Raw genomic sequence first — 11,702 nt, 5'->3', positions numbered from 1 at the left:
CCAGATGCCCTTCGGCGGCATGAAGTCCTCCGGCTATGGCCGCTTCGGCGGAAAGGCCGGCATCGACGCCTTCACCGAACTGCGCTGGATCACCATCGAAACTCAGCCGGGGCACTACCCCATTTGATAGAAGAAATCGGGCGCCGCTATTCCGGCGGCGCCCGGTCTTCCACTCCCTCCATCTCAAGCGTATTGCGGATCAGCAGGTCGAGATAGCCCTGCAATCTGCCGCGCTGGGCCGGTTTCAGCCAGCCTGCGAATATGACATTCCGGCGCAGGGCATCGTCGCGCATCACGCCGTAAACACGCTGGCCTTCTTCGGTCAGTTCGATCTTCACCTGCCCGCTGGTGGCATCCTTGACCCGGTTCACCAGCCCGGCGGATGCGAGCGAATCCAGCGTCCGGCTGACCTGCGCCTTGTCGGCATCCACATGCTCCACCAGCCCCATGAACGAGATCGACGGACGGCTGGCAGCGTTCACCAGCACTCGCCATTCGAAATTGGACACGCCCGTCTGACGCTTGAAAGAGGCGGTGGCGCTGCGGGTGATGATATTGGCGATATTGATGATGGCCGCCTGCACGCGGTTGGGCGTGTCCGTAAGAGTCCCCGGGCCTTCCTCACCCGGCTCCTCCGATTTGGCCAATGCCATTTCGTCGGCCAGGATCTGGGCCGCCCGGCTCTGCAATTTGATCATCAGCCCGGCGAGTTCAAATATCTCGACCGGGGACAGGCCCCGCAGCAGTTCCTCCTCGCGCCGCTTGGCCACTGCATCGAGTTCCTGCCCCAGCACCACCCCTTTCGGCGTAAGCGTATAGGGATCGCGCTGGCGTTCCCGCTGGGCCAGCCCATCCTTGCGCAGCGACGCCAGAGCCCGGCTGACCTGGGCGACATCGTTGCCCAGCATGGAGGCGAGTTCCGACACGCGGGCTTCTTCCATGCGATAGAGCGTGAAAACGACGCGCTGCTCCATCCGGTTTTCAGGCTGTAAACCGCTGAAGGCCGCGCGCGCGCTTTTTACCAGAATCCGCCTCAGCAGCAGAAAATGCGCCGAAATCAGTTCCTGCTGAACGCCTGCCAGCGGCGCATTGATGCCGTTCCGCTCTTCCGCCACGCGTATCGTCCCGTATCTGTGCGCTGCTTATGCAGTCTGTTGCAATCAACCCCCGCTGATCGGTCCTTCCCTATGTCCAATATGGGGCCTTGGCAAATCGCGAAAAAACGCCGGCGGCTCCCCCCTTGGAAACCGCCGGCGCCGCGATGACCCCTGCGAGGGACACCAGGATCAGAAGCGCGCGCGTGCGCCGATCGTGTAGTAGCGGCCAATCGTATCGAAATAGACCGGATTGGTGGGATACTGGAATTCCGGCACGATCGGCGGTTCCTTGTTGAGCAAATTGTTGATGCGGAAGAACAATTCAAAGCCCTTCTCGTCATCCTCGCCCCAACGCGGCCCCACCTTCGCCGTGCCCGACAGGTTCAGGTAAAACCGGCTCGGCACGCTGTTATCGGTAATGGAATTGGGCAGCTTGGGATCATAGCCCTCGTCGCTGGGATCCTTGTAGAGCGCATCCAGCACGCCCTTGTCGATATAGCGGCCCTGCAAGGTCAGGGTGAAACGCGGATTGACGAAGGTGATGAAGGCGCTGGCCGTCCATTTCGGGGCGCTGATCGACGCCGCGCTGCCGGTCTGGCCAGCGCGGTTGATCTCCTGCCCGTAAGCCACGGTCGTCAGTTCATCCGTATAGGTCGCAAGGCCGCGCAACATCAGCTGGTTCTGCGCGCCCATGTCGATCCGGTAATCCGCCTCGAAGTCCAGGCCGCTGGTGCGCAGTTCTTCCAGATTGACCGAGACGTTGCGAACCGAGGTAATGTCCTGCCCGCTCGCGATGCTGCCATCGTTGATGAGGGCACAGGCTTCCTCGCGGCCCTTGAAACATTCATTGACGATGTTCTGCGCGCCGCCCGGAGGCGTGCCGATATAATCCTGCACCTTGATGTTGAAGTAATCGACCGAGAAGCGCAGCCCGTCCAGCGCGCCCTTGGGCTGCAGGATCATGCCGGCACCCCAGGTATCGGCTGTTTCAGGCTTGAGGAAGGGGCTGCCGCCGCTCAGCAGGCTGGGACTGTTCGAGACCGGCTTGTTCTGGTCGTCCAGCTTGAACGGATTGGAAATCGGCGTGAAGGCGCTTGCCGAAGACAGGAACAATTCCGCAAAGTTGGGCGCCCGGATATCGCGCGAGCGGCTGACGCGGAAGCGCAACCAGTCGGTCGGCTCCCAGTTCATGCTCAGCTTCCAGGCCGTGGCATCGAAGGAATTCGATACGTCGGTGCGCAGATAGCTGCCGAAGCCGGTGATGTTGTAATGCGTCTGGCGGATCGCGCCGTTCACGCTCAAGGCTTCCGCCCCCGGCACATCGGACAGGATCGGCACTTCCACTTCGGCATAGCCTTCGATCACTTCGGTCTTGCCGTTGTAATCGGCACCGAAGTTCTGGAAATAGGCGTAGAGGTTCGACAGATCGTCATGCACGACGTCGATCTTGTCGACCCGATATTCCCCGCCGAAGGCCACCGCGACATTGCCACCGGGCGCCTCGAACAATTCGCCGCTGACATTGGCCGCAATCACATGCTGCTCAAGCGCGATGTCCTCCACCAGCGTGCCGTAGATATAGTCCTTGGCTGCGGGATCGTAATTGTTCTCGCCGAACAGATTGACCGGAACGCAGCCCGCCGCCGCCGCGCGCAGGGCCGGATCGGAACTGAGCAATGCGCGGCAGGTCGGCTTGCCGGTCACCGGATCGGTGACGGCATCGGCCGCGAAGTAGAAATAGGCATTGCTCTTGGCAATCGTCGCGGGATTGTTGACCGGATAGACAGCCGCCCCGACCACCAGATTGTCTTCCACCTTCTGCAGGCGATCGGTGCGGCTATATTGATAGTAGCCGTCCCACTTCCAGTTCTCGCTGAAGGAGCCGTTGATACCCGTCGCGATGCGATAGGTATCGGCGCTGGACGTGCTGTAACCGCGCGCAAAATCGTTGAACAGGCGGCTCATGGTGAAGGCCCCCGCAGCGGGGCGGGAGAGGGAATAGGGCGCGGTCGGCTGATCCTTCTGGCTGCCCGCAAGCGTAGCGCGCAAGGCAGCGGGGATGAAAGGATTATCCGCGAAAATCGGCACGCCGGTACTGAAGAACGATGTCTGCAGGAGCTGGCCGTCGACATGGCCATAGGTGCCATCGACAAACACCCGGATATCGTCCGTGAGGTCATAATTCAGCGAAGCGTTGAAAGAATAGCGTTCCACCGGAACCGTGATGTTGGAATCGATATAGGCCGGCACATAATCCCCGCCCTTCTGGAACGTGCCGAAAGCAGGCGAACCGACATGGTAGGCAACCGGATTGCCATTATCGTCGAAAGTGATGCCTCCCGTGCCAAACAGATTGGCAGTCGGGTTCTTGATTACACCGGCATTGTTGAAGCTCAGCCCTGCCCCGTCATTCACGCGGACAAAGTTCGGCATGCCATTGCCGCCTGCATAGCCGTTGTTTGTCACCACCGCGCCGGCAGTACACCAGTCCCGCGTGAAGCAATTGCCGATACCCTTCTGATCGGCATATTCGCCGCCGATCACAAAGTGGCCCCGGTCGCCAATGGCAGTGCCGAAGGCTGCGGCGGCGTGGAAGCGATCACCGTCGCCCTCGTCGGAAATGCCGTAATCGGCCTCCGCCTTGATCCCTTCCAGCGTGGTGTTGAGGATCACGTTGACCACGCCGGTGATGGCGTCCGAACCGTAGGCCGCCGAAGCGCCGCCGGTCACGATTTCCGTGCGGTCCATCAGGATCGACGGAATGAAGTTGAGATCGACCGAGCCTTCGCGCGTGGTGGGGGCGAAGCGGCGGCCGTTCACCAGCGTAAGGTTGCGGGTCACGCCCAGGCCGCGCAGGTTCATGATGCGCGCGCCCACGTTGAAGCTGCCGAAGCCCTGCGTCTGCGGACTGGTGCTGTCACGGAATGACGGAAGTTCCGCAATGGCCTCGGCCACGTTGGTTACGCCGCGCCGTGCGAGGTCATCGCCGCCCAGCGTGGTAACGGGAGAGGGCGCATCGAAGGTCGTGCGCTGCAGGCGCGAGCCGGTCACGATGATCGGGCCGTTGCTGGAGGAACCGCCATCGGCGGCGCTGCTTTCCTCCGCTGCCGCGACCTTGGCCTGAGGGGCTTCGTCGGCCGCGAATGCAGGTGATGCACAAAGCGCCGTTGCTGCCAGCAGGACCGAACGAATTGCAGGATTGCGCGAATTGGCCATGTCTCTCCCCTTCTGATTTTCATCTCCGAAGAGCAGGGGGAAGACCGCCACCATAGCTACCGCCGTGCCTGCCAGACCCCTGACAGCCACGCCAATCTGCAACGAAATGGCTTCGTTGCACCCTCTCCCACCTGCGCCTTCAGGGCGCTTATTGGGACGACACTTGCCTGTTTGATTTCATCAAAGTCAAGAGGCAAAAGAATTTGAAGCTGAAAACTCACCGAGCGCTTGATCCGGAGCGAAGAACAAGCGCATTTTAGCGAAGCTTCCTGCATGGAACGTGCCGGCCTCGCTCGCCGCCTCTCCGTTCATTTGCGCACCTCGCCCAACCGGAAATTGACATTATCAACGGTCATTCCTAATCATCGCGGCAACCAAAAGGCGCATGACGCCATAAAAACGGGAGAGGGTGTCGATGAATTTCAAGGCGATGGCCTTGGCCATGCTCGCATTTCCGGCACTGGCGGGCAGCGCATCTGCTCAGGACGATCCGACTCGCGCCGCACAATTCGCGGCAATGGCCCGCCTTCCCGATTTCGACAGCGTCTGGCGCCCGGAATGGGGCGTGGTGGGCAAGCTGCGGGCGGCCGAGGGCCAGGCGCCGATGACGGCAAAGGCGCGGGCAATCGTGGATGCCTTCAATGCTGCGAAGGAAAAAGGCCAGAACCTGCAGACGGAAGGCGCGAATTGCCTGCCCGTGGGCGTGCCGGGGGTAATGCGCTATCCCTATCCGATCGAGTTCATATATTCGCCCGGCAAGGTGAACATCGTCATCGAAACGCACAGCCAGGTGCGCCGCATCTTCACCGATGGCCGCCCCCTGCCCGAAGATCCGGACCTGCTTTTCAACGGCAGTTCCATCGGCCATTGGGAAGGCGATACGCTGGTAGCCGAGACCATTGGCCTCTCGCCGCTCACCTCGCTGATCGCCGGGCTGCATCCGACGGAAAACACCCGCATTCTTGAGCGGATGAAGCTGGACGGGCCTGACCGGCTGGTCATCGAAACGACGATCACCGATCCCGAATTGTTCACGGCCCCCTACACCACCACCATGTTCTACAAGCGGGAGCGGGACTGGGATATCCGCGAATATATCTGCCAGGAAAACAACCGCGATGCCGCGGATGCCGAAGGCCGCCCGAGCATGGACCTCGGCTTTGACGGGATCGAATGACGGCCCTTTTCCGGCCTGAATTTCACAGGAGCACAGAATGAACCGCTTCATCACCAGTCTGGCAGCTGCGGCCGTGCTGGCACTCGTTCCCACTGCATCCTCCGCCCATCATTCCACGGCGATGTTCGAATGGGGCAAGGAAATCACTCTCAGGAACGCGACCGTGCTGCGCTGGGATTGGACCAATCCACACACCTTCATGTACGTCACCACCAAGGGGGCCGACGGCAAGGAAAAGAAGTGGGCCTTCGAGGGCATGAGCCCCAATCACCTGACCCGCGCGGGGTGGTCCAAACGAACGCTGAAGCCCGGCGATGTCATCGACCTTACCTATTACCCCTTGCGCGACGGACGTAGTGGGGGCTTCAATGTCACGGTCACATTCCCCGGTGGGAAGACGCTGAAGCAACTGACGTTCGACTGACCGAACCTCCCGCCCCGGCGCCTTCGCTCCAATAGAACGGAAGCGCCGGGGCAACCCCGGACGACGGTCCGCAATTGAGAGGTATCATGACCCGCTATTCGCTGGGCGCTATCGTTCTGCATTGGCTGATTGCCTTTGCGCTGGCCTTTGAACTGGCCCTGGGCTTTGCGATGCCGCGCGGTGTTGAAGGCTTTGCGCTGTTCCAGCTGCACAAGTCGGTGGGCATATCGATCCTGGCGCTCACGATACTTCGTCTGGGGTGGAGGCTGGCTCATCCCCGCCCCGCCCCGCTGGAGAGCGGCTGGGCGCACAGGATGGCCCATGCGGTCCATGTCGGCTTTTACCTGTTCATGCTGCTTGCCCCGCTCACCGGCTGGGCTCTGGTATCCACCGCGCCGATAAAGGTGCCGACCCTGTTGTTCGGCACCCTGCCCCTGCCGCATCTACCCCTGGCCGACAGCTTCAACCCTGCGGTTGAAGAGGCGCACGAGCTGCTCGCCTGGTTCGGCATCGCGCTGTTCCTGCTCCATGTGGCGGGCGCAGTGCGGCATGAAATCCTGCTGCGAGATCGCCTGCTGGAGCGCATGGCGCCGGGGGGAAGCCGCCCGCTTGGGGCAGTGCTCGCGCTGGGTGTGATCGCCCTCGGGCTCGGCGCATTCCTTTCCATCGGCGGCGCAAAGCCCGGCGGGGAACCCGACAGCGTGGCGCTTGCCCCTGTCGCACCTTCTCCGGCCGCGCAGGAAGCAGCCGACACCTTGCCGGCGGCGGAGGAAACCAGCCCCGCCGCCACCGAAAGTTCCGCACCCGTCCCCATCTGGGCGATCAGTCCGGGGGGCCGCCTCACCTTCAAGCTGGGCAATGGCGATGCAGGTGTGATCGAGGGCAGCTTCGGCAAATGGCAGGGCGCCATCGCCTTCGATCCCGAAAGGCCGGAAACCGCCGACATCCGCATTACCATTGACCTCGCCAGTGCCAGCGTGGGCGATTCCACGCAGGACGGAATGCTGGCAGGGGATGAATTCTTCGCCGTCAGCCGTTTCAGCAAGGCAGTCTTCACCGCCAAGTCCGCCCGGAAAACCGGAGGCGATCGCTATACCGCCAGCGGCACCCTGCAGCTGAAAGGCACGAGCCGGCCCCAGACGATCAGCTTTCGCCTGACGGGCAGCGGCCTTGCCCGCAAGGTTCAGGGCAGCGCCACTGTTGCGCGTGCAGCTTTCGGTGTCGGTGAAGGCGCCGCAGCGGAAAGCCTTGATCCCAACGTCTCGGTAAACTTCAGTTTCGACGCCAGGGGAACTGTCCCTGCGGAATGATCGGGCACGGAGTTGCCCTCCAGATGCGCGGCTCCGAGACCGCTCCACCCCACGTCGTCCGGGGCTTGACGCGGGACCGCTGTGATCTGGGTGCCCAGCGGCCAGCGATCCCGGCCTGCGCCGGGATGACGAGGGGCGCCGGGATGACGAGTGGGGGGTGACGAAGCAGGCAGACACGCCTCACCCTCCGCTGGCGAATGCGGAGTAACGCCGGGGGAAGAAACCAGTCGGACGGGTCCGGGCCGGTGTTCGGGGCGCCCGCAGGGGAGCCCGGTGACGCGGTTTGATCTGCGAATGGCTGGTGGAGTGCCGCGAAGAACTCACCTGCTCGGCCCTGACCTGCACGAGCGGGGGCAGCGAAGGGCTCGCAAGTGAGCCGCCCCCGGCGTAACCCGCGCAGCCCTTTGCCGTGACATTCGGCGAAAGGACCGGCGCCTGTGCCGGTGAAAGGTGCGGACGCTTCCGTGAAAGGCAGCAGAGGCGTTGCTATCCGCCTCACCTGCCCGGCTCACCCGAAACGCCGGCCCGGAAACGGAGGAACCAGGAACGAAGCGCAAAGCGCCCCCGACCCGCCGCTGGAGCCAGTTGGTAGCTGGCGGATGGCCATATAGCCAATATGGTTATATTTGTCAATAATTATCACCAATACTTCGTCGCGCGCGCTTCCGGAGCCTGCCGAAGGGCGCGTGGAAGCAGCCGAGCGATCACCCGCTCCGTCACTTTCACTATCGGCACCCAAGTTCCGAATAAGTAAAACTGGCCACCTCATCGCCCCCGACTCTCCTGTCTGCGCCGATGATTTCCCCGCGCCCGTGCCCCGGTTGAAGGGTTCAACCCCAATCGGCTCGCCGCACGGCCCACTCGTATTACCCGCACAAACGGGGGGCTGCCGGGGACGTTCATCTGGGAGAAAGGCGCCGATCAACACGCAGAAACGGCATACAGACCAGCACAGGTATCGCACAATTATTTGAAGTGGGGTGAAACAAGTTCTGCCAACCGAACACGCCTTCAGGGGGGCGCAGCCCAAAAAGAAGCCGCGAATACATAGGGCCGGGTGGCATGACTTAGGAGGAGAAACGTAATGAGCGTCCTTTCAAGAAGTTCGAAACTGTCGCTCCTGCTTGCCGCCATGGCCGTTCCGGCTTCGGGCGTGATGGCGCAGCAGGATCCGTCTGCGGGTGACAGCCCGATCAATGTCTATGGCGAGCGTATCCCGGATGCTTCCGAGATGACCGCCGGGCCGGAAATCGCCGGCATCATCTCGGCGCGCAGCGGTGACCGGATTCAGGTCACCACCGCCGATGGCGCCCGCACTGTCGTGGCGATCAGCAACGATACGAAAATCCGTTCCAGCGGCGGTTTCCTCGGGCTTGATCGCAACAAGCTCGCTGCGGATTCGCTGCTGAACGGCTTGCCGGTTTCGATCGAGACATTGCAATGGGATGGCGGCCTGCTGGCCAGCAAGATCGATCTCAAGAGCAAGGATCTGAAGACCGCATCGATGATCTACAACGGCACGGACCAGCGCTTTGCCGAGCAGACCGCCGCCACGGAGGCCCTGCGCGGTCGCATGGGCGACATCGACCAGTATAACGTCAAAGGCACGACGAACGTGAATTTCGACACCGGCAAGGCCGTGCTCTCCGCCCAGGCGAAGAACGATCTGTGCTCCACCGCAGCGGCCGCCGAAGGGATGGACAACGCCCTGCTGCTGGTCGTGGGCTATACGGACTCGACCGGAAGCCAGGAAATCAACCAAGCGCTCAGCGAGAAGCGGGCGGGCAGCGTGGTGAACTACCTCCAGCAGGCTTGCGGCTGGAAGCCCTATCGCATGCTCACCCCCACGGGGATGGCCGAAGCTGACCCGCTGGCCGACAACGAGACGCCGGAAGGCAAGGCGCAGAACCGCCGCGTCGCCGTGAATATTCTGGTCAGCAAGGGCCTGGATGGCCTGTGAGGCAAAGGCAGTGAGGCTAACGGGGTGAGGTGAGCTCACCCCGATAGTCCACCGGACCGGTTCCCGAACCGGCACGGCAAAGGCCCTTCTCTTGCGGGAAGGGCCTTTCCATTTGTCGGGCTGGCTGTTGCCGGAACTTCACATTTCCGCCCGGCTTCCGGAAAATCGGAAGCGGGCGGAAAGAACAGCAATCCGTATCAGACGAAGATGCCCGATTTTCCGGGGGCAATGATGCCATTCGGATCGAGCGCGCGCTTCAGGGTCTGATCCACGTCCCGCTTCACCTTGCCATAAAGATCGGCGGTCTGTTCCATGAAGCCGGTATTGACGCGATAGACCGCATAGCCACGCTTGCCGAACTCGCTCAGCAACTTGGTGAAACATTCATGCGCACGCGCCGTTTCACCCGGATCGCTCCGGTCGAACAGCACATCGACGATGTGGTGCATGTCCCGCATACCGACGATGAACTCGGCCACGTAATCCAGCCCGTATTCGTTGAGGATTTCCTGCGCCAGTTCCATCTGCGCCTTGGTTTCGGAACCCTTGGCCTGCGAAACGGGGGCGAACCACATGGAACCGCCGCCACCGCGCCAGCGATAGAGGCCGAATTCCTGCAGGGTCATGTCGCCCTTCATCAACTGGGCGCGATAGCGGAAGGGTTCCCGATCACCGGTGTCTTCCTCGGTAATCAGCTTGCCCTTGCCGGTCGCTTCCACCGCCTTCTTGACGATGTTCCAATTGACCTCGACCTGTTCCGGCGTGCCATAAAGCGCGGCATAGACGTTCCAGGCGCCCATGCCTTCCTTCTGCTTGATTTCCTCCAGCACTTCCTTCGGCGTAGTGCCGGTGCCGTCATAATATTTGGAACGCGGAATGACTGCGGCCGCTTCCCACATCACATTGGCGATCACGGCAGCATTGGGCACGATATTGTTGAGCTTGAGAGGACGCAGCATCTCCACGATCGTGTCGATATCGCCTTCATCCTCATACTGGATGCAGAACGGCTTGTAGGCTGGCGGCTGCGGCATCAGCCAGATGCCCAGCTTGGTCACCACGCCGTAGTTCGACTGGGTGAAGATACCGTCCAGATAGGGTCCGTAGCCCCATTTGAAGGCCTGCCATGTATTCGATTTCTCGACCCCGCCCATGCCGGTGCGCAACACCTCGCCATTGGCCAGCACCACTTCCATGCCGCATTGCATCATGAAATGCTCACCATAAGGAGTGTAGCCGACGCCTCTGTCGAGCGTGTTGCCCACCGGACCCGCTATGGCCGAGGGTGCGGGGCATGAAAGCCACAGCGGGATGTCGTTTTCCTTCAGGTAGTTCCACAGCTGCTGATAGGTGACGCCCGGCTCCAGCAGGGCAGTGCACAGCACCGGATCGACCTCGATGATCTTGTTCATGTGCTTGAGATCAAGCACGATCTGCCCGCGCGTGCCGGGCGCGGCCGAACCATAGCCGAAATTGCGCCCGGTGGAGATCGGCCAGACCGGCGTCTTGAACTGGTTGCAGATCTTGAGGACGCCCTGCACCTGTTCCACCGAAGTGGCGAGCACTGCCGCACCGGGCATGTGCTTTTCATCGGGGTCCGACATCATCACCTTGGTATAGGGCGCAAGCTGCTCGTCACTGGTCAGGACGTTTTCGGGCCCGAGCAGCGCGCGAAGCTGGCCAAGGGCGGCTTCGAACTGGGCCGGAGAGACGCCTTGCGGCAGGGCATGCTGGGTTTCATCAGTCATTGTCGTGTCTCCGGATCACTGCGCGGCCTGAGTGGCGGGCGCCTTGGATTTCGAAACCATCTCGGCCACGCGATCGAGCGTCTCGTTGTCGATCATGGCCTCGGTGAAGGCAGGCATGGCGCGATTGCCGTGCCGGACGAACAGTTTGATCGCTTCCGGCGGAAGATCGCGCCCGAGGATCACCGGACCCACGCCAGTGGCGTGGCAGGCCATGCAGGTCTGCTGGAAGACCATTTCGGCCTTGTCCTTGGGGATCGATTCCTTGCCGAGATAGGTCAGCTTGCCCTTTCCGGGGGCCTGTGTGGTGTCGGATGTCGATCCGCATGCCGCAAGCGCGACCAGCGCCACCGCGAGCAGGGAGTATTTCGATTTGCGGCTCATGCGAATGTCCTCTCCTGAGAAATGACTCGGGCGGTAATGCCCTTTCCGCCCGACAGGGCCGCGCCACGCCTGACGCTGACGCGAGCCATCTGGGCGGCGATGTCGAGCAAATGATCGTCCGTGGCGTCGAGCCGCAGGACGATATTGGCGGCGCTTCTGGACAGGCTGGCCGCCATGGCCTGAAGCCGCTCTATCCGGGGGCCGTCAAACACTACGGCATTGGCGGGGAGCCCGGCGGCGGGGGCATGTTCGGCGGAAACGAAAAGAGCCGCATCGCCGGTTGCACCTGCCTGCCAGAGCCGGGCAGCCGGCACCGCGCCAGCTGCGGCAATAATGGATGTGGAGGCAATGAAATGCCTGCGCGAAATTGGTCGGGCCAACACTCTTCC

At 62.0% G+C, this 11,702-nt stretch carries 10 protein-coding genes; 5 read left to right on the top strand and 5 right to left on the bottom strand.

The features are described from left to right. Positions 1–127, top strand: a 127-nt coding sequence (locus H0274_RS14585; protein ID WP_226796281.1) for an aldehyde dehydrogenase family protein, incomplete at its 5' end; no start/stop codon positions are given. 19 nt (positions 128–146) lie between these two features. Here the strand turns inward: H0274_RS14585 and H0274_RS14580 are convergent. After that, positions 147–1,115: a MarR family winged helix-turn-helix transcriptional regulator gene (locus tag H0274_RS14580; RefSeq protein ID WP_226796274.1), complete on the bottom strand. Its 969-nt coding sequence runs from the start codon at positions 1,113–1,115 to the stop codon at positions 147–149. A gap of 171 nt (positions 1,116–1,286) precedes the next feature. Further along, positions 1,287–4,313, bottom strand: coding sequence for a TonB-dependent receptor plug domain-containing protein (locus H0274_RS14575; protein WP_226796269.1), 3,027 nt, complete (start codon positions 4,311–4,313; stop codon positions 1,287–1,289). 442 nt (positions 4,314–4,755) lie between these two features. On the opposite strand from H0274_RS14575, the gene H0274_RS14570 reads away from it, so the two are divergent. The 4 genes from H0274_RS14570 to H0274_RS14555 all read left to right on the top strand — a co-directional run bounded on the left by H0274_RS14570 (position 4,756) and on the right by H0274_RS14555 (position 9,184). Continuing rightward, positions 4,756–5,490, top strand: a complete 735-nt coding sequence (locus H0274_RS14570; protein ID WP_226796263.1) for a hypothetical protein — start codon at positions 4,756–4,758, stop codon at positions 5,488–5,490. A 37-nt stretch (positions 5,491–5,527) separates the two neighbouring features. Then, entirely contained in the window at positions 5,528–5,914 is a 387-nt protein-coding gene (locus H0274_RS14565) for a DUF6152 family protein (protein ID WP_226796261.1), read from the top strand. Between the two features lie 86 nt (positions 5,915–6,000). Continuing rightward, positions 6,001–7,224, top strand: a complete 1,224-nt coding sequence (locus H0274_RS14560) for a cytochrome b/b6 domain-containing protein (protein ID WP_226796259.1) — start codon at positions 6,001–6,003, stop codon at positions 7,222–7,224. A 1,084-nt stretch (positions 7,225–8,308) separates the two neighbouring features. Continuing rightward, entirely contained in the window at positions 8,309–9,184 is an 876-nt protein-coding gene (locus H0274_RS14555; protein WP_226796257.1) for an OmpA family protein, read from the top strand. A gap of 197 nt (positions 9,185–9,381) precedes the next feature. Here H0274_RS14555 and H0274_RS14550 read toward each other — a convergent pair whose 3' ends face one another. Genes H0274_RS14550 through H0274_RS14540 form a run of 3 tightly spaced genes read right to left on the bottom strand, consistent with a single transcriptional unit; the run spans position 9,382 to position 11,693 of the window. Continuing rightward, a complete protein-coding gene (locus tag H0274_RS14550; RefSeq protein ID WP_226796255.1) occupies positions 9,382–10,932 on the bottom strand; it encodes an FAD-binding oxidoreductase in 1,551 nt (516 codons plus the stop codon). Between the two features lie 15 nt (positions 10,933–10,947). After that, positions 10,948–11,313 carry a c-type cytochrome gene (locus H0274_RS14545; protein WP_226796253.1) on the bottom strand — a complete coding sequence of 122 codons (366 nt, stop codon included), beginning with the start codon at positions 11,311–11,313 and terminating at the stop codon, positions 10,948–10,950. Beyond that, positions 11,310–11,693, bottom strand: coding sequence for a hypothetical protein (locus H0274_RS14540; RefSeq protein ID WP_226796251.1), 384 nt, complete (start codon positions 11,691–11,693; stop codon positions 11,310–11,312). The genes H0274_RS14545 and H0274_RS14540 overlap by 4 nt, the downstream gene beginning before the upstream one ends. Positions 11,694–11,702: the final 9 nt, after the last annotated feature.

It is taken from the genome of Fulverythrobacter ferritrahens (assembly GCF_020539485.1).
Classification (GTDB): domain Bacteria; phylum Pseudomonadota; class Alphaproteobacteria; order Sphingomonadales; family Sphingomonadaceae; genus Andeanibacterium; species Andeanibacterium ferritrahens.
Note: the sequence above shows the minus strand (reverse complement) of the source record. Positions and strands in the feature narration are given on the sequence as shown.

Coding starts and splice junctions, on each gene's coding strand:
- H0274_RS14575 (WP_226796269.1), bottom strand. CDS start 4,313: ATGGCCAATTCGCGCAATCCTGCAATTCGTTCGGTCCTGCTGGCAGCA.
- H0274_RS14570 (WP_226796263.1), top strand. CDS start 4,756: ATGCTCGCATTTCCGGCACTGGCGGGCAGCGCATCTGCTCAGGACGAT.
- H0274_RS14565 (WP_226796261.1), top strand. CDS start 5,528: ATGAACCGCTTCATCACCAGTCTGGCAGCTGCGGCCGTGCTGGCACTC.
- H0274_RS14560 (WP_226796259.1), top strand. CDS start 6,001: ATGACCCGCTATTCGCTGGGCGCTATCGTTCTGCATTGGCTGATTGCC.
- H0274_RS14555 (WP_226796257.1), top strand. CDS start 8,309: ATGAGCGTCCTTTCAAGAAGTTCGAAACTGTCGCTCCTGCTTGCCGCC.
- H0274_RS14550 (WP_226796255.1), bottom strand. CDS start 10,932: ATGACTGATGAAACCCAGCATGCCCTGCCGCAAGGCGTCTCTCCGGCC.
- H0274_RS14545 (WP_226796253.1), bottom strand. CDS start 11,313: ATGAGCCGCAAATCGAAATACTCCCTGCTCGCGGTGGCGCTGGTCGCG.